Raw genomic sequence first — 21,132 nt, 5'->3', positions numbered from 1 at the left:
AATTCTCCTTTTATTTTATTTATCCCTTTGCAGGGCACTTTGTCTATTTTACGGATTTTGCAACTTCAAGGTTTAAGGAGTGCAACATCTCCAAATCTTTATTAACGGCTCTTCCGCTTGTAGTGAGGTAGTTTCCTACAACAATAGAGTTTGCTCCATAAGAAAAAATTTCACTTTGTCTATCTTTAAACATCAGCTCACGACCGCCTGCAACCATAATCCTGTCTGCATCCACAATCATATCTCTTGTTAGCTGTATAAGTTTTAATGCTTCATCTGTCGTAAGCGGATTTGGGTTTAATTCTAAAGCTTCATTATGATGGTAGAAGTTTACAGGAACCGATGCCGGATTCAGTGATTTTAACGCTTTTAGCATTGAGATTCTATCTTTATGGCTCTCGCCCAGACCGAAAATACCACCGCTTATAAGAACTAAACCGGCTTTGTTTATATTTTGGCAAGTCTCATATCTCTCATCCCAGGAGTGTGTTGTACAGATTTGAGGATAGAACTCTTTTGAAGTCTCCAGATTATGATTATAGGCTTTTATGCCCGCTTCTTTAAGAATTAACAGCTGTTCTAGAGTTGCTGTTCCATTACATGCGATAAGTCTGAGCTGCGGAAGCTCTTTTGTTAAAATTTTAGCGATGGAACAGACAAACTCAAGAGTTTTACTGCTTAGTCCTTTTTCTGAGGTAACAAGACAAAAACCCAATGCCCCATTTGCATATGCGGCTTTTGCCTCTTGTAAAATCAGCTCCATGTTTTTTTGTTTATAGCGTTCTATATCTGCTTTATAGCGAACGCTTTGAGAACAAAATTTGCAATCCTCATTGCATGTACCGCTGTTTATATTGCAAATGGAACATAAAAATATTTTTTTACTCATTGCTCTCTCTTATATACTTAAAATTCTCTTTTTTTATCTCTTTTTTCTTCTCTTTTGTATATCTCGTTACTATAAATTCACTCTCTTTTATCTCCAGCATTGCCCACTCAGAAAGAGGTTTGTTTCTAGCACAAACCTCTCCGGGGTTTAAAAAGAGCGTATTGTTTGTAAACTCAAAAGCGGCTTTATGCGTGTGGCCAAATATAACAACATCCGCATCGGGCGACATATAAAAAGGGATATGCATAAGTTTAAACTTTGTATCTGCAACTTTAAAGTAGTACGGCTCTTGAACCAGATTAAATCTATTGTGAAAGCTTACCAAATGTGCATCATTATTTCCGTAAACAGCTATATATTTAAGACCGCTGTTATGAAGAAGTTCAAGAGTTTCAACTTCAACTATATCACCGGCATGAACTATAAATTCTGCACCCTCTTTTATTAAAGTATCAATTGCCCGCTGAGCTTTTTTAATTTTAGTGTGGGTATCAGATATAATGCCTATTTTCATGATTCTGCTTACTCTATCTCTTCTGCCGGTGTTCTTTTTTTACACTTGATACACTCGTAAACTTCTTTGCCTCTGTAAACTCTTTTTGCCAAAGCGCCGTCACATCCATCTTCTTTGCATTTTATGGTTGTCGGTTCAAATTTAGAGATAAATTTACAATCAGGGTAGTTTTCACATCCCCAAAAAGGGCCGCGTCTAGAGTTCTTAAGGCTTAGTTTGCCGCCGCACTCCGGACATGGAGTTTCGCTTACTTTTTCTTCAACGCTTATGCTTTTTGTGTTTTTACATTCAGGATAACCGCTGCATGCTAAAAACGGACCGTTTCTTCCGCTTTTTACAACCATCTCTTTGCCGCATTTATCACATATTTCATTGCTTGATTCTGACTCTTTTTTCTCTTTATCCTCTTTTTCGCTTTCAACCTGTTCGGTATATTTACACTTTGGAAAGCCGCTGCATGCGATAAACTCTCCAAATCTTCCAGAGCGAAGCAGCAGCTCCTCTCCGCATTTAGGACAAGCTCTTCCGAGAGGTTTGGCAACTTTTAGCGAGACTATCTTATCTTTGCCCTCTTTTACTTTTTCGATAAAAGGAAAGTAGAAGTCGCTTAAAAGCTTTTGCCAATCATTTTCTCCCTCTGCTACTTTATCAAGCTCCTCTTCCATGTCTGCCGTAAAAGAGACATCTACTATATCTGCAAAGTTTTTTTCCAAAATATCTGTTACGGTAAAAGCCATCTCTGTGGGGATAATCTGCTTTTTTTCGATAGTTACATAGGTTCTGTTGCTAAGAGTTGCAATAGTAGGCGCATAAGTTGATGGGCGTCCGATTCCTTCGCTCTCTAGTTTTTTGATAAGCGCAGCTTCCGAGTAGCGAGCAGGAGGCTCTGTAAAGTGCTGTTCAGGCTTAATGCTTTGCAGCTGTGCAGCGTCTCCCTCCTTGAGAGCCGGTAGAAGCTTATCCTTGTCCTCTGTTCCTAAAAGTGCATAAAAACCATCAAAGATAAGTTTTCTTCCGCTTGCTCTGTACTCATTCTCTTTGCCGCTAAAGATAATGCTCTGCTGTTCAAAAACAGCATCATTCATTTGACATGCCATAAATCTTTCATAAATCAGACGGTAGAGTTTAATCTCATCGGGCTTTAAAAAGCTCTGTGCAGCTTCGGGGGTAAACTCGAGCATAGTAGGGCGAATGGCTTCGTGAGCCTCTTGTGCGCCTTTTGCTTTTTTAGTGTAAACCTTTGGAGTTTTTGGCAGATACTTTTCTCCAAATCTGCTTTTAATTACATCACGAACCGCACTCACTGCCTCAGATGCCAGGTTAAGTGAATCGGTTCTCATATAGGTAATAACACCTGAAGTTCCATCTGGAGTTTTAACACCTTCATAAAGAGCTTGAGCGACCATCATTGTTTTTTTCGGAGTAAATCCGAGTTTGCTTGAAGCAACTTGTTGAAGAGTTGAGGTCATAAATGGCGGAGGAGTCGAACTTTTTCTCTCTTTTGTTTCTATTTTAGAGATTACAAAAGAGTCATTCTTTACACTTTTTACGATAGCATCTGCTCTCTCTTTGTTTGTTATTGATAGTTTTGAGAGCTTTTCTTCATTGTGTGATATAAGATTTGCTTCTATATCTTTTTTAAACAGAGTATCAATTGTCCAGTACTCTTGAGGAACAAAAGCTTTAATCTCTCTTTCGCGGTCAACCACAATCTTAAGTGCTGAGGATTGAACACGACCTGCCGAGAGACCTTTTTGGATTTTGGAACTTAAAAGAGGAGAGAGTTTGTAACCGACCACACGGTCAAGCAGACGGCGCGCCTGCTGTGCATTTACCATATTCATATCAATTTTTCTTGCATTTTGAAGCGCATTGTTGATTGCAGTTTTTGTTATCTCATGAAATACTATTCTAGGAAGCTCTTCGGGGTCCTTTTTTATAGCATGCGCTATATGCCATCCAATAGCTTCTCCCTCGCGGTCCTCATCGGTTGCGATATATATCGTATCACTTTTTTTGGCTAAATCTTTTATCTGTTTTACGGTAGGCATATTCTCTTTTGCAACACTGTAAGCCGGTACGAGATGGTTCTCTTCATCTACGGTAATCCCAAAACGAGACTTTGGAAGATCTCGTATATGACCTTTGGATGCAATAACCTCATAATCCTTACCTAAAAAGTTTTTGATGGTTTTAGCTTTTGCTGGTGATTCGACAATAATTAAGTTCAATAGTTTTCCTATGTGCTATACATTATATATAGTATTGTGTATTTTAAGTTTGGAAGTTTAGCAAAAAAAGTATAAATAGCGGAAATAAACTCAAAGAGCAGAGAAGCTCTTAAGCAAAAAAGTTAAATATCTATTTATAATTTCTTTTTAGAAATCCCAAAATTAAGGCTTCTAATAGTATATTCGCTTACAACTGCGCCTTTTCTCATAGAGAGTATATGCTCAACTGCATCGGCGATATCGCTGGTGAGCAGTTTTTCATCCTCTTTGCTGCTGGTCTCAAATCTAAGTTCATTGTAAAAATTGCTTTGGGTCATATCCGGATTTATGTTTGTAATGCTTAGGGCGCTTTTTCTTGTCTCTTCAAAGAGTGCGTCCCCAAATGCTTTTAATCCGCTTTTTGTGGCACTGTACAGAGCCGCAAATTTTGAAGAGCGAAGCGCTTCTATGGAGTTGATGTTTATAAGATAGCCGCTGTTTTTTTTCAAATCACGAAGCAGGGCATTTGTAAGCAGCATAGGTGCGGTAAGATTTAGAAAAGCCATATCCGTAATAGTTGCGGCGCTAAGCTCTTCATGTGGTTCAAACCTCCCAAATCCAGCACAGTTTACCAGTATGGATATATCCTCTTTTGAGAGTTTTTCGCAAATTTGAATTGTTGCAGCCTCATTTGATAAATCTGCTTGAAGAGGAGTGAAATATTCATTTTTAAAATCCTCTTTTTTTATATTTCTGCTTATCCCGATGACTCTGTATCCCAGATGCAGCAATCTTTGTGTTATCTCTTTTCCGATGCCGCTGCTTGCTCCCGTTACAACAACTTTTTTCAAGCTCTCTCCTCTTTAATGACTTTATCTATTATCTCAAAAATCAATTTTTTTGTACCCTCTTTTGTAACCCTGTTTGGCTCAAAATGATCACTTACCACTTTGTAAATACAGCGGTTTTTTATCTCTTTTGTAGCCGTATAAAAGCCAAATGACTCCATGTCCGCTATATCGCAGATATTTTCACTTACTTCTATCTCTTTGCATGTAATAGTATGCGAGATATTTTCATCAAACATATACTTTTTCTCTTTATATACAATGGATCCTATCTCTAAAAGTTCGCCTATTTTATAGCGTTTGTCCGCACCGCAGATCCCGATATTTATAAAAGTGTCATTATTCGCAGGGGCAAATTTTTCTATAAGTGTTCTTACAGCATTTTTTGTATTTTCAATACCGATTCCACTTACAATAACCTTTAAATTTTCACCGCTAAAAAGTGTGAAATTATCACACTTTGTTTTGCTTAAACGGTATTTATCGACAAATGCCTGTGCTTCAGGTTTTAGCGCGGTTACAATATACAACATGCAATATTGTATCAAAATTTTGCTATTTTAATTTTTTTAGATATAATTCCGTTGCTTCTCTTTAGACCTGTGCAATAGTGTTTTGAGATACTGTGTCAGGGTAGGAATACAGCAGCACACCTTGATTCATTATGTGCCGCAGGTATCTGGGGGGAAGTACTTCAAGCAGACTCCCCAAACTTAACTTTATTTCGCTTTGTAATATTTAAAACTATTTATCGTCTCTGTATTTGGAAATTCCGCATGCCTGATTCAATTTTGGCGGATTGTTTTTTAAATAGTTTAAATCTTCGAGAGTCTGTTTTAAAACTCTTTTTTGTTGCAGCAGCGGCAGCATACGATTGTCTTTCTCATTCATAGGCAGACTCATGTCGGCAAGTATGGCTTCAACCTCTTTGTCTAAATCGTTTAAAGCGTTTGTGATATGTTTTATAGAATTCATAACAGTATCATAACAAAATTTAAAAATATTTGGGTATAATTTCGCTCTCAAAGTACATTTCGTGCTGCAAGAGAATTTTACAAAGGAGTTATCGATGCCAAAGATGAAATCGGTTAAAGGCGCAGTAAAGCGTTTTAAAGTTAAGAAAAATGGCACAATCAAGCGTGGAACAGCGTTTCGCAGCCATATCTTAACAAAACAAGATGCTGATACTCGCCGTAAGCAAAACTCGCCAAAAGTTGTTGCTAAAGTAGATGAGAAAAATATTAAGGCTATGATTAACTAATAACGGTTGATTATTAAATCTCCAGAATTATAATCTGGGCAAGACCACCTAAGATGTGGCACCTTGAACACAAGATAGTGTCTGGGTAAAGAAAAAAAGGAATTAAAATGCCAAGAGTAAAAACAGGTGTTGTTCGTAGAAGAAGACACAAAAAAATATTAAAACTTGCAAAAGGTTTTTATAGCGGTCGTCGTAAACACTTCCGTAAAGCAAAAGAGCAGTTAGAGCGCTCAATGATGTATTCATTCCGTGACCGCAAGCAGAAAAAGCGTGATTTCCGTAAACTATGGATTATCCGTATCAATGCAGCATGTCGTCTTAACGGTATGAATTATTCATCATTTATGAATGGTATCAAAAAATCTGGCATCGAGCTTGATCGTAAAATTCTTGCTGATATGGCTATGAATGACGCAGCAGCATTTAGTGCAGTTGTAGAGTCAGCAAAGTCAGCATTAAACAAATAAGTTTGAAAGTGTAACTTTTGTTACACTTCATTCTTCCTCTTTATCAATTTTATCAAAATCAGAAATATTGCGTAACCACTCTTTAATCTTTTTCTCATAACCTATATCTTTTAATTTAACAAAATTAAGTGCTCGAGAGAGATATTTTTGTTTTACATATCCGCCAAAGTCATGAGGATAGAGATACCCCTCATTTTGCTGAGTTATATTTTTTGGAATATCCAAAATCACCCCGTTTTTTACAGCATTTAGCGCTTCATTTATCGCCAAATAAGCGGAGTTTGATTTTGGTGAAGATGCCAGATAGATAACGCATTGCGCCAATATTATTCTTGCTTCGGGATAGCCTATCTTTGAGACGCTTGTCATGGCAGAAGTAGCAAGAGTGAGTGCTTGGGGATTTGCATTTCCTATATCTTCGCTTGCAAGTATTACAAGGCGTCTTGCAATAAAATCGGCACTCTCTCCCCCTTCAATTAAGCGAGCCAGATAGTAGATGGCGGCATTCATGTCTGAACCTCTTATCGACTTAATCATCGCACTTGCGAGGTCATAGTGTACACCAGCTTCACTGCTTCCGGCACTCAGCGCATTTGGTCGGAGAGATTTTAAGATACCCAGTGTTATATGCGAGTCTATATTTGAAGCAAATTCCAGAAGTTTTAACATCGCTCTTGCATCGCCGCCGCTGCTTTTTACCAAGTACTCCGCCGCATCTTCGTCGCATAGTAGAGAAGCGCCTGAGATTGCTTTTTGCAGCAGTTCCTCAAGTGCTTTGTTGGTTATATGGTAGAGTTCAAAGAGCATTGAACGGGAGCGGATTGCAGAGGTAAGCGAAAAGAATGGATTTTCTGTAGAAGCACCGATAATCAAAACAGAGTTATTCTCCATAACCGGAAGCAGAACTTCCTGCTGATTTTTGGCTAAGCGGTGCACTTCGTCTATAAAAAGAAGAGGTTTTTGCAGCGTGTTTTTATACTGCTCGAAAATCTTTCTTAACTGCTCGATTTTTATGCTTGTTGCATTAAATTCATAGAATGGAAGCTCCATTTTTTTGGCAATAATTCTTGCAATAGAGGTTTTTCCGCATCCTGCAGGTCCAAAAAAGAAGCTGTGTCCAAGAACATTTTTTTCACACAGTACTCTTAAAGGCGCATTTTTAGCGCTTAAGTGCTCCTGACCGACTATATCATCGAAAAATTGCGGGCGTAAAAGATGCGTAAAATCAGCCAATTTTATCTCTTCTTTTGAGTGGGTTTCTTCTCTTTAAAAGTTGTTTTTTTTTCACTTTTGAAACTTCTCTTTTCGTTATTCTCTTTTAGTGCTGATTTTTTCTCATCTTTTAGAAATTTTGCTAAAGCGGAGTATTCGCTGCGGCTTAAAAATCGTACTTTGCCTTCAGGGAGATTGTTGAGTTCAATCTCTGCAAAACTGATTCTTTTAAGATCGACTATTTCTGCTCCAAAGTGTGCAAAAAATCTTCTGAGTTCACGGTTTTTTCCCTCACTGAGTGCCACTTTTAAAATGGAGTAGTTCGGCTGATTTTTTTGGACTTTATAGCCTATAAAAGGTTTGAACTCCATCTCTTTTATTTTTGAGTGGGAGTGACCGCCCGCAGATGCATCATCAAGTGTCATTCCCTTAAGCATAGCATCTTCCATATCCGGAGTCACTTCGCCTTTTATCTTAATCTTGTAGATCCTCTCCAGATTTGACTCCATAAGAGCAGATGCAACCCTTGAGGCATCGGTTAGAAGCAGTAAACCCTCAGATGCATAATCAAGTCTTCCTACGGGGACATAATGTTTATACTCTTTGCTTAAAGTGTCATATATGGTTCTTCTGCCTTTAGGGTCGCTCTTTGTTACAAGTTCACCTTTGGGTTTGTTGTAAACAATAACAGTATATTTGTCTCTTGGGCTGACCTGTTTGCCGCTTACATAAACGATATTGACACCTTCTTGGATTTGGGTTGCAGGGTTGGTTTGAATCTCTCCGTCAACTCTGACATAACCGTCTTGTATTGCTTTGTCGGCTTCTCTTCTTGAGTAGCTTGAGTGGTGTGCGATGTATTTGTTTAATCTCACGATATACCTTTTTCTATCAAAGTATGGATATGAAGCACGCCAGTTACTTTCTTCTCTTTATCTGTTACAACTAAAAGCTGTATCTTCATCTCTTCTATTATTACAAGTGCTTCGCTTGCAAGCATATTTTCATTATCTATTGCTTTTGGATTGAGGGTGGCATATTTTAAAACATTGTCTTCGAGTGAAAAGTTATTACTCATCAATGCTCTTCGAATATCGCCGTCACTTACAAGAGCTAAAAGTCTGCCAAGCTCATCTGTAATCAAAACCGTTCCGATTCTGCCCTCGCTAATCTTTACAATCGCATCTTTTACTTTTGTATCTGCACTGATGATTGGCAGATCTTTTGTTCGCATAAGGTCTTTGACTTTTACAAACAGCTGTTTTCCCAAAGCTCCGCCGGGGTGAAAAGAAGCAAAATCACTTTTTTTAAAATCTCTTGCTTTCATAAGACAAACTGCAAGAGCATCGCCGAGTGCGAGAGTAAGCGTTGTTGAACTTGTAGGCGCTATATTTAAGGGACATGCCTCTTTTTCCACTACAACATCTATAACCAAATCGCTGTATTTGCCAAGTGTAGAATTTCTGTCTCTTGTCATGCCTATAAGCGGAGTGTCAAACCTTTTGATGTGCGGAAGAATGGAGCTTAACTCTTCACTTTCGCCGCTGTAACTGATGGCGATAACAACATCATTTTGACTTATCATTCCCAAATCACCGTGAAGCGCTTCTGTGGGGTGCAGAAAAAAGCTCGGAGTTCCTGTAGAAGCAAAGGTTGCAGCCATTTTTGCTCCGATAAGTCCCGATTTGCCAACTCCCGTGACAATAAGTTTGCCCTTGCATGCAAGGATGACTTCAACTGCTTTGTCAAAAACATCGTCTATGTTTTGAGCGCTGTTTAAGAGCGTTTGGGCTTCAATTTGTAAAGTTTCTTGTGCTATTTGTTTGTAATTCATAATGCAATTATACCCTTTTTGGGTATAAATTGCATGAGAGATTTAGTTAATGTCAGGCTTTGGAGTTTTAGAAGTTGAAACCGGTAGTTGAGGTAGAACTACATCAGCTTTTCTGCCGTCAAGTGCTTTTAAGAACTCTTCGATTGAAGCAGCCTCTTTGTCATTGATAGAAGCACCAAGCTGGATACGCCCCATCTCGATGATAGCATCTTTTAAATCCCAAATTTGACCATTGTGATAGTATGGAGCAGTTTGCGTGATATTTCTGAGAGTAGGCACTTTTACCATACCGTTTGCATCACCTTTAAAGTCACCAACATTTTGGTATTTATACTCTCCTGTAATATTAAAAGCATTCATTTCACCGCCAAGAGCGATACCGTTGTGACATGTAGCACACCCTTTGTCTATAAATGTTTTAAGACCATCTTTCTGAGCTTTTGTCAGAGCATTTTCATCTCCGTTTAAGTAGTCATCAAATGCAGAAGGGGTAACAAGTGTTCTCTCAAAAGTTGCGATTGTATCAGCTACTTTTTCAAATGTTATTTTTACATCTTTGCCATACGCGCCTTTAAACTCTGCCACATATTCAGGCATTGAAGCAACTACCGCTTCGACATGTTCCGGCAGTGCAGCCATCTCTGGAGCAGCCTGCATAGGACCTTGAGCCTGTGCCTCTAGGTGAGGATCGCGTCCATCCCAAAACTGAGAGCTAAAAAAGACAGAGTTGTAAACAGTCGGTGAATTTAAATGGTGCGGATTTGCTGTCCATTTGTGACCTATTGCAGCAGGGATTCCATCATCTCCGCCTTCGCTGAGGTTATGACAGCTGTTGCAGCTTATAAAACCGCTTTTTGAGAGTCTAGGATCAAAATATAGTTTTTTTCCAAGTTCAATTTTTTCAGCTGTTATAGGATTTTTTGGATTGTCAGTTAACTTTAAGAGCTCTTTTTTATCAGTAGGAATGGGTATTAAACCGGCATTTTTTGCATCAGTCATCAAGCTAGAAGAAGCTAGGAGCGATGAAGCAGTAAAAGCTAAAGTCAAAATAGTTTTATTATACATAATATGTCCTTTTTAAAAATTGTCACAAATCTTACTTTCTTTTAACTTAATGCAATATTATTTATTTGCACTTTATGTAGCATATCCAAATAAACTTATTTTATTTATTAGAGATAAGTTATAATAGTCACAAAAACTTTACTGGGAGAACAAAAATGAGAGATAAATTAGGAAAATATGTAAGCAGTATAAACACATTGAAGATGGAAGAGAGAGTGATGTATTTCAATACGCTTATTTTAGCAGAAGAGGGTGCCGGTAAAACCAATCTCGCATGTAGAATAAGAAACTATATCATCGATAGCAATGTCGCAACTCTCTATCTTGATTTTTCCAACTCTGATATAGATGATATAGAATTAAGATATAAAGATGAGTATTTTAACTATATACGATTTGATGAAAGCGATGCATTTTTAGAAGAGTTCAATAAGCTTATAGATGAAAAAAAACATATATATATGGCAGTTGATCCGGCTTACTTTTCAAATAAAAGAGATATAAAAAGTAAATTGACTGAAACGCTTCAAATACAAGGGCTTTTGGATAACTACTACTACTTTTTTCATGATATTGAAAATTTAAATGGTTTTTATACAAAATTTGAGGATTTTTTACTCTATATGCTTAACTTTTTAAATATGAAAAAGTATGGATTGACTTTCCTGGCACAGCCTCACTGTACTTTTGAAAATCCGCAAATAAAACTGCTTTTTACATTTCTTTATCTTGGGAAATGTTCTAATTTTGAGTATTTCAATACTGCAAATTTAAAAAAATTGCCAAAAAACAGATTTTTTTATCAGTATAGAACAGACTACCGTACTCTTTTATTTAATGATATAAAAAGCAATATAGTCGAAATAGATGAGTATATGATTGAAGAGTAATTATGCAAAAACTTTTTGATGAAGTGGCATCTCTGGATAGGAGATGCTATGAGGAATTTTTTTTAAGCGAAGATATATTGATGGAACATGCGGCAAGTGGCATGGCTGAGTATATTCGTAACAATTTTGCAAAAAATTCAAAAATTATTGTTGTATGCGGAAGCGGCAATAATGGAGCTGACGGGATTGCCCTTGCAAGGCTTTTGCATGGAGATTTTGACACTTCTCTTTTTTATGCAAAAGAGCCATCTTCAAAAATGGCGCTTCTACAGGCAAAGCGCGCGCAAAGCGTAGGAGTAAAAGAGTCTAAAGAGCTTAAAGATTGTGATGTTTTAGTAGATGCAATAGTCGGAACTGGTTTTAGCGGAGAGTTTAGCGAAGAGCTGAAAAATCTTATAAACAAAATGAACTCTTTAGTTGCTTTTAAAATTGCATGCGATGTTCCTTCTGGTTATAAATTTATTGCAGATGTGACTTTGACAATGGGTGCTTTAAAAAAGAGAATGTTTTTAGATGAGGCAAAAGAGAGCGTCGGGGAGATAAAAGTTTTAGATCTGGGCATCAGCAGAGATATATATGAAAAAGAGAGTAACTGGAGCGTGCTTGATTTGGATGATTTAAAACTCCCAAACAGAGTAAAAAAAGATTCTCACAAAGGCTCTTACGGTCATTTGGCGGTAGTTTCGGGAGAAATGTGTGGAGCCGGTATAATGAGTGCTCTCTCTGCTCTTAGATTTGGAAGCGGACTTGTAACGCTTGTCGGATTTGAAAAAATAGAGATACCTCACTGTTTGATGTATTCGCATAAACTGCCGAAAAATGCAACAGCTTTGGCGATAGGAATGGGACTGGGAGCTGAGTTTAGTACTTTGGAGCTGGAGAAGTTTCTAGATAACACACTGCCAGTTATCGCAGATGCGGATATTTTTTATATGCAGACAATTTTAGAAATTTTAAAAAGAGAAAGAGTAGTGCTTACTCCACATGCCAAAGAGTTTGTTTCACTCTTAAAAATAACTAATCTTGCAGATATAACAATACAAGAGGTACAAAAAAATCGTTTTAAATATGTTGAAGAATTTTGTAAAATGTTTCCAAATGTAACACTTCTTTTAAAAGGTGCAAATGTCATAATAGCAAAAGGGAGTGAGTTTTATATAAATCCGCATGGAACTTCTGCTTTGGCAAAGGGTGGAAGCGGTGATGTGCTTAGCGGTCTTATAGGTGCACTTTTGGCTCAAGGCTATCAACCGCTTGATGCTGCCATAAATGCCTCTTTAGCGCATACAAAGACAGCATTGAATTACAGGGGAGCTGATTTTTCACTTACTCCTGATGATTTGATAGATGGCATAGGCAGATTATAAGATTGCTTATGATATAAATAACAAAATAAAATAATTAGGAAAATATTTATGCAAGATATACTAAAAATCGGAAAATATGAACTTGGCTCGCGCCTTATCGTTGGAAGTGGAAAATATAAGGATTTTCAAACCACAAAAGAGGCGACAATTGCAAGCGGAAGCGAACTTATAACTGTTGCTGTTCGTCGTTTAAACATCACAGATCCTGATAAAGAGAATCTTCGTGATACATTTGCCGGAACCAATGTAAAGTTTCTGCCAAATTCTGCTGGATGTGTAACCGCTGAAGAGGCTATTACCACCTTTAGGCTTACTCGTGAAGCAACCGGGATAGATCTGATAAAACTAGAGGTTATCGGCGATACACAAAAAACACTTTATCCTGATGTTTTAGAGACTATAAAAGCGTGCGAAATTCTCTCAAAAGAGGGCTTTACCATTATGGCGTATACTTCAGATGATCCGATTATGGCAAAGAGACTTGAAGATGCTGGCGCTCATGCTATTATGCCTCTTGCCGCGCCAATCGGAAGCGGACTTGGGATTCAAAACCCATACAATGTTGTTTTTATCCGTGATGCAGTAAATGTTCCCGTAATAGTTGATGCAGGAATAGGGTGTGCAAGCGATGCTGCTTATGCTATGGAGCTTGGCGCTGACGGAGTATTGACAAATACTGCAATAGCGCAGGCACAAAACCCTATGATAATGGCTGAGGCGATGAAGCATGCTGTAATTGCAGGGCGCATGAGCTATCTTGCAGGAAGAATCCCTAAACGCCCTTATGCTACTGCATCTTCACCGGTTGATGGGATGATACAGTTTTAGTATTTTGAAAAAGGAATTTTTTCCTTTTTCTTTTACCTTATAGCCTCTCTGTCAAGTTCACCGCTTTTAAGTTTTTCCATATAAACATTCAGCTCTTTTTTAACATCTCCTCCAAGGATAAATAGCCCTAAAATATTTGGCAGTGCCATAGCCAGAAGAAGCATAAAACTAAAATCAACCAACAGTCCCGTGCTTACAACTGTTCCTATCACAGTTAGAGAAAGAAATAGAATTTTATAGACTATAGAAAATTTTGAACCAAAAAGATAGACCCATGCGCGCTCGCCGTAGTATGACCACGATATCATGGTTGAAAAAGCAAAAAGGGTTATACTTACCGATAGTATGGCAGGAAACCAGTCAATGACAGTTCCATATGCCGCGCTTGTAAGAGCCGCACCCTGTTTTGCCTCTATGAGATCAACATAGGCTCCATCATGAGCATAAACACCTGTTATAACGATAACAAGCGCGGTCATGGTACAGATGACGATAGTATCTATAAACGGCTCATAAAGAGCTACCAGTCCTTGTCTGACAGGATATTTTGTTTTAACGGGAGCATGTGCAACCGGAGAAGAGCCGATGCCCGCTTCACTTGAGAAAACGGCTCTTTGAAAACCTTGGATAAGTGACCCTATGATACCACCATAAATCGCACTTGTTGAAAAAGCTTCTGTAAAAATAATACTAAAAGCATCAACTATCTTCTCAGAGTGGTGCCCCAAGATCCATACAGAAGCGCTTATATATATGATTGCCATTAGAGGAACAAGTGCTTCAGTGATATGTGCTATTCTCGTAACACCGCCTATAATAACAAAGCCGACAAGAGTAGCGATAATAATTCCAAAGATTATAGGATAATTTCCAAAAAATGGAACCTCTTGAGAGATAGCGCTTAGTGCCTGTGAGACTTGAAAAGTATTTCCGCCGCCGATAGCTCCGCCGATCATAAAAACAGCAAAAACAACAGCAAGAACTTTACCGAATTTTGCATACCCTTTTTTTGCCAAACCCTTTGAGAGATACTCCATTGCACCGCCCATAATAGTCCCGTCTTTTAAAAACTCTCTGTATTGCAGAGAGAGTGTTACTTCTGTAAACTTAAGACTCATTCCCAAAAAACCGGCGACTATCATCCAAAAAGTTGCTCCGGGACCTCCGATAGCGATGGCAAGAGCAACACCGGCGATGTTTCCAAGTCCGACTGTAGCACTTAATGCAGTTGTTAATGCACCAAAAGAGGAGATTTGCCCAGTATCGTCTGCAGTATTGTATTTGCCTCTTATGATATTAAAAGAGTGGCCAAACGCTCTTAGGTTTATAAAGTTGTGTAAAAATGTAAGATATATACCTCCAGCAATAAGCCACACAACTAAAAACGGCAAGGTGACCCCATCTACCGTTCCAAAAAGAATGTCAAAAAATAGAAGTGTCTCTAAAAAAGAGTTTATATTACTAAATACTTCACCCAAAATTAACCTTTCAAAACCATATAGATGTTATTGTAACAAACTAATCTTAATCTCTTTTTGTATTGATTTTGAATTTTTTTGATAATATGCAAGAAAACTATTGACATTTTAAAAGTAATTAACTATAATTTCGCCTCATTAATCAGCTACTAGGTTGTTTTAATGTTATAGGTCGGGGTGTAGCTCAGTATGGTTAGAGTACCTGGTTTGGGACCAGGGGGCCGAAGGTTCGAGTCCTTTCACCCCGACCACCCTTTTATATTTAAAAAATATGGTGAGATTAGCTCAGCTGGTTAGAGCACTGGTTTGTGGTGCCGGGGGTCACGGGTTCGAATCCCGCATCTCACCCCATAAATCTTAAATATAAAAAAACTTAATAATAATAAACTTTGTGGCGTCCGTGGCTCAACTGGATAGAGTTTCGGACTTCGGATCCGACGGTTATAGGTTCGAATCCTATCGGGCGCACCATTTTTTATAAATGTATGCGTCCTTAGCTCAGCTGGATAGAGCAATGCCCTTCTAAGGCATCGGTCACACGTTCGAATCGTGTAGGGCGTACCACCTTTACACTGTTAAACAATCACATGCGGATGTGGTGAAATTGGTATACACGCCAGACTTAGGATCTGGTGCCGCAAGGCGTGGAGGTTCAAGTCCTCTCATCCGCACCACCCTTTAAAATAGGGCTTCACAAGACTTTTTACAGTCGCTTTAAGAAAACTTCAAAATCAAAGTTTTACTACTTTTTTACTAAAAAATTACCAATTTTAGAGTTCGTTTGACACCGCATAGTGATATAGATGATTTTCATTGTAATCTTCTGAAATTTGGAAGGTACAATTGTGTGTTGATCACTAATAATAAAACTCTGTATTCATTTTTCTTGTTTGGATTAAAAGCAGATGATTTTAAACACTTTGAAGAGGTTATAAGAGAAAGAGTATTTAAACTCCTCGTAGAAAGTGGATTAGCTCAAAGTCAATTTGAAAAAATTTTAGAGAGCATGGAAACATTTTACTACTCTAAAATTTCCAATAGAAGTGTTATCGCTTCAATGAATGATATGAAAAAACAGATTGGGAATTATTTAGTGAAATGTTGAAAAGTGAAGTAGTCTCGTAATATACACCGTAATTTATCTCGTAAAAAAATATCTGTTTGAATTAAATTATAATATTAATACTCCTACATATAGGATTTTATGATAATTTTTTTCTAATAATTTATCTCGTAAAAGTTGCAATAAAATAGAGAAAATAGATATAATGACATCAAGGATGGATAAAATGTTAATATCTCCAATTATGCCTTATGATCTAAAAGGGCAGATAAAGCCAGAATTATTAGAGCTTGCAGAAAAAGTTTGTATAGAAAGTGCAAAGATCGCAAGCGGATACAATCAACATGTTGTCAATGCTTTTAGGGATGTTTTACGGATTACAAACAGCTACTATTCAAACAGAATTGAAGCTGAGAGTACACACCCTATAGATATTGAAAAAGCTATGCTCAAACAGTTCTCTGAAGATTCAAAACAAAAGGCACTTCAAGAGCTTTCGGTTGCACATATTCAAACACAAAAGTTTGTTGAAAGCTATGCATCTGAGTACAATGTAATTGATAGAAACTTCATAAAAGAGATCCATCGACTCTTTTACTCTAGTGAAGGTATGGAAAAATTTACAAAACTTGAAAAAGATAATGAACTCATAGAGATGATACCCGGAGAGTTCAGAACTAAAGATGTTCAAGTTGGCAACCATATTGCACCTTCAAGTGATTTAATCACAACTGTTTTTAATTACTATGAAAAAGAGTACTCTGCGGTATTTGGCAGTTCTACAAAAGCGATAAAACTACTTGCAGCATTTAGTTCTCATCATCGATTAGTGTATCTTCACCCTTTCTTAGATGGAAATGGAAGAGTTTCAAGACTGCATCTTGATGCAATGTTCTGGAGTATGAAACTTGAAGGTTACGGACTGTGGAATATCTCAAGAGGACTTGCAAGAGATGTTAAAGAGTATCAGCACTACTTATCTTATGCAGATATGAAACAACAAGGTGCGACTGATGGCAGAGGTGAACTCTCACTTAGAGGACTCGAAGGTTACTTGAAATATATGCTTGAGGTTGCATTGGATCAAATAGAGTTTATGGGAAATGGTTTGCGACTTGACCAGCTTAACGATAAAATTAGAAAATTTGTAAAATTTTCACAAGAGGGGATGTTTTACAAACAAGAACCTTTACCAAAGTATTCTGAACTACTGTTCTCTCATTTGTTGTTAAATGGTGAACTAGAGAGAAGATATGTGCCTTCTGCCATAGGTAAAAGTGTAAGTACAGCAACAAAACTCGTAAGCACCCTAACGAAAATGGGCTATATAGAAAGTGAACATAGTAAAGCACCACTTCGCCTCAAAGTAAATTCATTCTTTGCTTCGCAGATAATTCCAGAGCTTATTCCTGAAAAAGTAGATTGATGGTTTTGCTAAAATCAATGAAATATTTATGGTAGGTCTTTTAGTAAGAAATCATTTTTTTTACTACAGTTTTTACTACAAAATTTGAAAAACAATGAAAATAGATGATATGATATGAAAATTTTAAACCTTTTATAAATCCCTAAATATAGGGATTTTGAAAGGAAATGAAACAGTTTAAGAAAAGATGAAAAACGCTCAAAAATAGACTTAGGATCTGGTGCCGCAAGGCGTGGAGGTTCAAGTCCTCTCATCCGCACCATCCTTTAAAATAGGGCTTCACAAGACTTTTTACAGTCGCTTTAAGAAAACTTCAAAATCAACTTTTTATTTACCACCTGCTGGTTTTAGTGCCATTACTTATCCCTATGTTTGAGACTATTTTCAAAAATAGTATATTTAGCTTCCGAACCTTCCTTTATAGACCACTCTTTTATTGATTGAAGATCATATTCATTTTGTTGGGCAACCCATATAGCTTGTTGCAATGATTGCTCATCATCCCAATGGTAATATGCAGCAAGTCTATCTTTGATGCAGTCTGTTGGAGTTAAAAGTCTTAATACACCTGCTTCTGTATCAATTTCAGCGATATTTTCAACAGGTGCATCACCAACACCTAATGGACCAGAAGGAAACTCTATAAAAAATTTTGTATCGTCATGTACAAAATATTTATTGTGTTCTTTAAATCCAAGTTCCTTCATTACCGCATGAATCTTTTTAAATTGTTCATTGTATTGGTTGATTAGATCTAAATCCCAAGATGTATATTCACCTCTACTATAAATTTCTACACATGAACCACCAGAGAGAACAACATGTATATCTTTAGCGATAAGAGCATCACATATTAGTCCTCCTAGTTCTTTTAAATCCATATCTTTAATTTGTTTTTTCATAAAGGTTTTCCTACTCTTCTTGGTCGTTTTCTTTGCATATCTAGTTTTTCTTTTAACTCTGGTTTGTAATATAGTCTCGCTTTATCGAGTAATGTAGTAAGCTCAGGAAGAAATACATATCTTGGATTAAAAAAATAGACCTTAGTTCGACCAGACATTTTACTTAGTGCCAAACCATTCTCTTCAAAATGTTTCAGTTGGTTTTGAATAGATGGCAAAGATACATCAAAATATTTAGCTATTTCTCGTGCATAACCTTCTTTGAATACAAGAAGATACTGTAAGGTTAATTCTCGGTTTTTGGTACCCAAAAGTGCTTCTAACATGCTTGCTCCTAATATTGATATAATATTTATATCAAATGACATAAATATTATATCATAAAACAGATTGATTAATAAAATTTAGTTAGATGCCAAATTGTACTTTAAAAATCATTTTTTTTACTACAGTTTTTACTACAAAATTTGAAAAACAATGAAAATAGATGATATGATATGAAAATTTTAAACCTTTTATAAATCCCTAAATATAGGGATTTTGAAAGGAAATGAAATAGTTTAAGAAAAGATGAAAAACACTAAAAAATAGACTTAGGATCTGGTGCCGCAAGGCGTGGAGGTTCAAGTCCTCTCATCCGCACCATCCTTCGCCCATTAAACAACCAAGCGCGTTAATCTTTTAGTTTGTAGATGTCATCTCCGGCGTGAAATACACAAAATATAGTGCTGTATGCTTTTGCTTGTTCGTGCATTATTTTGTTTTCTATACCGGATTCATTACAAAAGTATTTGATCTTGGATATAGCTTCTTTTTGTCCGGAAAATGAGATAATGTAATCACCCTTATAACCAATTTTTGTACACATGTTTACTATGTCAAGTTCTATTGCAAACTTTACCAATTCTTTCATCTCTTTTATAAACATTTTGTTTCTCGTTTAGTTTTTTGTATTAGCATTGTAATTTATCCAGTACATCTTCTGTCTCAACTCTAGTAGAAGAATTTTGACGGGCCAAAGTAATGATTTGTTTTAGTCGGCATAATATGTTCTGTGGAGATTTGTTAATGTTTAAACTATCGACTGCAATAAAACATTCTGAATGTGCATTATAGTATTGATCTAGTTTATGGATTATATTTTGCGATGCTTTATATGCTTTTTCTTCGGAAGTAAATTGAAAAACGATGAAATAACAGGTTTCATCAAGCGCTATTACTTCATCTGAGATTCTAATAAATTTTGAAAGTTCACCTACACTTAAGGGCTCTTTGTGATAGAGCAGAGCAAATGCCGCTTCTACATTAAATCTTTCATGAGTGTAGTATACTTTTTTTACCAAAGTATCAATTTTGCTTATAGTATTCGCATTCATTTCTTTCCATAAACTATTTTGTTTTATGCAAACATTCTATCTGTTAAATAATAAAATATTTATTAAAAATTACTGAAATAAGACTAAAAAAAGCACAAAGTATAAAACGATAAAAGAATCTGAAGTTTGAATTTGGTAAAATTCAACAATTGAATTTTCATGCAACAAAAGGATAAAATGTTGATAAATGAAGAGATTGAGGGACTTATGAGCTCGAACTTCAATATAAAATATAAAGGCAGTAGATGAAGATAGCAATAGCAGGTACGGGATATGTGGGACTAAGCAACGGGATTTTACTAGCGCAGCATAACGAAGTGGTCGCACTGGATATCATTCCTGAAAAGGTGGAGATGATAAACAAAGGTATCTCGCCGATAGAAGATAAAGATATACAAGAGTATCTCACAACACTAATCACTAACCCCCAAAAACTAAACCCTGATAACCAAGGAAGCTTCCGCGCGACTTTAGATAAAAACGAAGCATACGAAAATGCTGAGTATGTTATTGTTGCAACTCCTACAGATTATGACCCGGATACAAACTACTTTAACACCAAAAGCATAGAGTATGTTATAGACGATGTGCTTAGTATCAACCCGCATGCTGTCATAGTTATAAAATCCACAATCCCGGTAGGCTATACAAAAAGCTTAAAAGAGAAGTTTAAAGTGGACAACATTATCTTCTCTCCCGAATTTTTAAGAGAGGGTTTGGCTCTTCATGACAACCTCTACCCAAGCCGCATTATAGTAGGTGAAAAGAGCAAGAGAGCGGAAGTATTTGCAAATCTTTTGGCTGAGGGTGCCATCAAAAAAGATATCCCGATTCTCTTTACCGATGCAACGGAAGCTGAGGCGATAAAACTTTTTGCAAACACCTACCTTGCTATGAGAGTAGCATATTTTAACGAGCTTGACTCTTACGCGCAGACTCATGGACTAAACACAAAGCAGATCATAGAGGGAGTAGGGCTTGACCCGCGCATCGGCACACACTACAACAACCCATCATTCGGCTACGGCGGATACTGCCTGCCAAAAGACACAAAACAGCTCCTTGCAAACTATGCAGATGTACCCTCAAATATGATAGAGGCGATTGTAAAATCAAACAGCACAAGAAAAGATTTCATAGCAGATTCAATCATAAAGAAGCTATCAACTATCAACTATCAACAATCAACTCCAACTGGCACAGTTGGAATCTACAGACTTGTAATGAAATCAGGATCTGACAACTTTAGAAGCTCCGCTATCCAAGGCATCATGAAACGCATCAAAGCGAAAGGGATAGAAGTCGTCATCTATGAACCTGCATATGAAGAGGATGATTTTTTCAACTCAAGAGTCATAAAAGATCTGGACGAGTTTAAAAAGATAAGCGATGTTATTGTTGCAAATAGAATTTCAGAAGACATAAAAGATGTCGAAGAGAAAATATACACTCGTGATATATTTAATAGCGATAGTTAGTGTTTAGTGTTTAGGGGTTAGGGG

23 protein-coding genes, 5 tRNA genes and 1 other RNA gene are annotated in these 21,132 nt (G+C 37.0%); 14 read left to right on the top strand and 15 right to left on the bottom strand.

The genetic code is table 11. The features are described from left to right. Positions 1–43 precede the first annotated feature (43 nt). The 5 genes from CVO_RS08750 to CVO_RS08730 all read right to left on the bottom strand — a co-directional run bounded on the left by CVO_RS08750 (position 44) and on the right by CVO_RS08730 (position 4,994). Positions 44–889 (bottom strand): biotin synthase, encoded by an 846-nt coding sequence (locus tag CVO_RS08750; protein ID WP_152298592.1) that lies wholly within the window; start codon positions 887–889, stop codon positions 44–46. After that, entirely contained in the window at positions 882–1,403 is a 522-nt protein-coding gene (locus tag CVO_RS08745; protein WP_159571684.1) for a metallophosphoesterase family protein, read from the bottom strand. The genes CVO_RS08750 and CVO_RS08745 overlap by 8 nt, the downstream gene beginning before the upstream one ends. Positions 1,404–1,411: 8 nt before the next feature. Then, positions 1,412–3,634: a type I DNA topoisomerase gene (gene topA, locus CVO_RS08740; protein WP_159571681.1), complete on the bottom strand. Its 2,223-nt coding sequence runs from the start codon at positions 3,632–3,634 to the stop codon at positions 1,412–1,414. Between the two features lie 134 nt (positions 3,635–3,768). Continuing rightward, positions 3,769–4,464, bottom strand: a complete 696-nt coding sequence (locus CVO_RS08735) for an SDR family NAD(P)-dependent oxidoreductase (RefSeq protein WP_159571678.1) — start codon at positions 4,462–4,464, stop codon at positions 3,769–3,771. After that, the gene (locus CVO_RS08730) at positions 4,461–4,994 is read right to left on the bottom strand and encodes a nucleoside phosphorylase-I family protein (protein ID WP_159571675.1); all 534 of its coding nucleotides are present in this window, start codon (positions 4,992–4,994) and stop codon (positions 4,461–4,463) included. The genes CVO_RS08735 and CVO_RS08730 overlap by 4 nt, the downstream gene beginning before the upstream one ends. A gap of 58 nt (positions 4,995–5,052) precedes the next feature. On the opposite strand from CVO_RS08730, the gene ffs reads away from it, so the two are divergent. Next, positions 5,053–5,150: signal recognition particle sRNA small type (ffs, locus tag CVO_RS08725), an RNA gene on the top strand. Positions 5,151–5,205: 55 nt separating this feature from the next. Here the strand turns inward: ffs and CVO_RS08720 are convergent. Further along, a complete protein-coding gene (locus tag CVO_RS08720; RefSeq protein ID WP_152298597.1) occupies positions 5,206–5,436 on the bottom strand; it encodes a hypothetical protein in 231 nt (76 codons plus the stop codon). A gap of 94 nt (positions 5,437–5,530) precedes the next feature. On the opposite strand from CVO_RS08720, the gene rpmI reads away from it, so the two are divergent. Then, positions 5,531–5,722: a 50S ribosomal protein L35 gene (rpmI, locus tag CVO_RS08715; RefSeq protein WP_152298598.1), complete on the top strand. Its 192-nt coding sequence runs from the start codon at positions 5,531–5,533 to the stop codon at positions 5,720–5,722. Positions 5,723–5,829: 107 nt separating this feature from the next. After that, positions 5,830–6,189, top strand: a complete 360-nt coding sequence (gene rplT, locus CVO_RS08710; protein WP_152298599.1) for a 50S ribosomal protein L20 — start codon at positions 5,830–5,832, stop codon at positions 6,187–6,189. A gap of 27 nt (positions 6,190–6,216) precedes the next feature. Here the strand turns inward: rplT and CVO_RS08705 are convergent, their stop codons facing one another. Genes CVO_RS08705 through CVO_RS08690 form a run of 4 tightly spaced genes read right to left on the bottom strand, consistent with a single transcriptional unit; the run spans position 6,217 to position 10,300 of the window. Next, positions 6,217–7,422 (bottom strand): replication-associated recombination protein A, encoded by a 1,206-nt coding sequence (locus tag CVO_RS08705; RefSeq protein WP_152298600.1) that lies wholly within the window; start codon positions 7,420–7,422, stop codon positions 6,217–6,219. A 2-nt stretch (positions 7,423–7,424) separates the two neighbouring features. Continuing rightward, the gene (locus CVO_RS08700) at positions 7,425–8,276 is read right to left on the bottom strand and encodes a pseudouridine synthase (protein WP_188093938.1); all 852 of its coding nucleotides are present in this window, start codon (positions 8,274–8,276) and stop codon (positions 7,425–7,427) included. Further along, a complete protein-coding gene (locus CVO_RS08695; protein ID WP_152298602.1) occupies positions 8,273–9,235 on the bottom strand; it encodes a KpsF/GutQ family sugar-phosphate isomerase in 963 nt (320 codons plus the stop codon). The genes CVO_RS08700 and CVO_RS08695 overlap by 4 nt, the downstream gene beginning before the upstream one ends. Before the next feature lie 42 nt (positions 9,236–9,277). Continuing rightward, a complete protein-coding gene (locus CVO_RS08690; RefSeq protein ID WP_159571673.1) occupies positions 9,278–10,300 on the bottom strand; it encodes a cytochrome-c peroxidase in 1,023 nt (340 codons plus the stop codon). 155 nt (positions 10,301–10,455) lie between these two features. Between CVO_RS08690 and CVO_RS08685 the strand changes: the two genes are divergently transcribed. From CVO_RS08685 to CVO_RS08675, 3 genes are read left to right on the top strand one after another with little or no spacing between them, the layout of a single operon-like run. Next, positions 10,456–11,190 (top strand): ATP-binding protein, encoded by a 735-nt coding sequence (locus CVO_RS08685; protein ID WP_152298604.1) that lies wholly within the window; start codon positions 10,456–10,458, stop codon positions 11,188–11,190. A 2-nt stretch (positions 11,191–11,192) separates the two neighbouring features. After that, positions 11,193–12,557, top strand: a complete 1,365-nt coding sequence (locus tag CVO_RS08680) for an NAD(P)H-hydrate dehydratase (protein ID WP_159571671.1) — start codon at positions 11,193–11,195, stop codon at positions 12,555–12,557. A 48-nt stretch (positions 12,558–12,605) separates the two neighbouring features. Next, positions 12,606–13,385 carry a thiazole synthase gene (locus CVO_RS08675; protein WP_159571669.1) on the top strand — a complete coding sequence of 260 codons (780 nt, stop codon included), beginning with the start codon at positions 12,606–12,608 and terminating at the stop codon, positions 13,383–13,385. Positions 13,386–13,417: 32 nt separating this feature from the next. Here CVO_RS08675 and CVO_RS08670 read toward each other — a convergent pair whose 3' ends face one another. Further along, entirely contained in the window at positions 13,418–14,863 is a 1,446-nt protein-coding gene (locus CVO_RS08670) for an alanine/glycine:cation symporter family protein (protein ID WP_159571667.1), read from the bottom strand. 173 nt (positions 14,864–15,036) lie between these two features. Here CVO_RS08670 and CVO_RS08665 point away from each other — a divergent pair. From CVO_RS08665 to CVO_RS08635, 7 genes are all read left to right on the top strand, one after another. Next, positions 15,037–15,114 (top strand) — tRNA-Pro (locus CVO_RS08665). A gap of 23 nt (positions 15,115–15,137) precedes the next feature. Then, positions 15,138–15,214 (top strand) — tRNA-His (locus CVO_RS08660). 43 nt (positions 15,215–15,257) lie between these two features. After that, positions 15,258–15,334 (top strand) — tRNA-Arg (locus CVO_RS08655). Positions 15,335–15,350: 16 nt separating this feature from the next. Then, positions 15,351–15,427 (top strand) — tRNA-Arg (locus CVO_RS08650). A gap of 25 nt (positions 15,428–15,452) precedes the next feature. Continuing rightward, positions 15,453–15,537: transfer RNA gene (locus tag CVO_RS08645), tRNA-Leu, on the top strand. Between the two features lie 107 nt (positions 15,538–15,644). Then, entirely contained in the window at positions 15,645–15,968 is a 324-nt protein-coding gene (locus tag CVO_RS08640) for a DUF6933 domain-containing protein (protein WP_502707862.1), read from the top strand. Between the two features lie 184 nt (positions 15,969–16,152). After that, positions 16,153–17,352 carry a Fic family protein gene (locus CVO_RS08635; protein ID WP_159571663.1) on the top strand — a complete coding sequence of 400 codons (1,200 nt, stop codon included), beginning with the start codon at positions 16,153–16,155 and terminating at the stop codon, positions 17,350–17,352. Positions 17,353–17,708: 356 nt separating this feature from the next. On the opposite strand, the gene CVO_RS08630 is transcribed toward CVO_RS08635, so the two are convergent. From CVO_RS08630 to CVO_RS08615, 4 genes are all read right to left on the bottom strand, one after another. Continuing rightward, on the bottom strand, positions 17,709–18,254 hold the full coding sequence (locus tag CVO_RS08630) for a hypothetical protein (protein WP_152298608.1): 546 nt from the start codon (positions 18,252–18,254) through the stop codon (positions 17,709–17,711). After that, the gene (locus CVO_RS08625) at positions 18,251–18,580 is read right to left on the bottom strand and encodes a winged helix-turn-helix domain-containing protein (protein WP_159571660.1); all 330 of its coding nucleotides are present in this window, start codon (positions 18,578–18,580) and stop codon (positions 18,251–18,253) included. The genes CVO_RS08630 and CVO_RS08625 overlap by 4 nt, the downstream gene beginning before the upstream one ends. A 347-nt stretch (positions 18,581–18,927) precedes the next feature. Beyond that, on the bottom strand, positions 18,928–19,167 hold the full coding sequence (locus CVO_RS08620; RefSeq protein WP_159571657.1) for a hypothetical protein: 240 nt from the start codon (positions 19,165–19,167) through the stop codon (positions 18,928–18,930). Between the two features lie 40 nt (positions 19,168–19,207). After that, positions 19,208–19,630: a hypothetical protein gene (locus CVO_RS08615; protein WP_159571654.1), complete on the bottom strand. Its 423-nt coding sequence runs from the start codon at positions 19,628–19,630 to the stop codon at positions 19,208–19,210. Positions 19,631–19,875: 245 nt separating this feature from the next. Between CVO_RS08615 and CVO_RS08610 the strand changes: the two genes are divergently transcribed. Beyond that, a complete protein-coding gene (locus CVO_RS08610; RefSeq protein ID WP_159571651.1) occupies positions 19,876–21,108 on the top strand; it encodes a nucleotide sugar dehydrogenase in 1,233 nt (410 codons plus the stop codon). The last annotated feature ends 24 nt before the right edge of the window (positions 21,109–21,132 follow it).

It is taken from the genome of Sulfurimonas sp. CVO (genome assembly GCF_009883775.1).
Taxonomy (GTDB): Bacteria; Campylobacterota; Campylobacteria; order Campylobacterales; family Sulfurimonadaceae; genus Sulfurimonas; species Sulfurimonas xiamenensis.
Note: the sequence above shows the minus strand (reverse complement) of the source record. Positions and strands in the feature narration are given on the sequence as shown.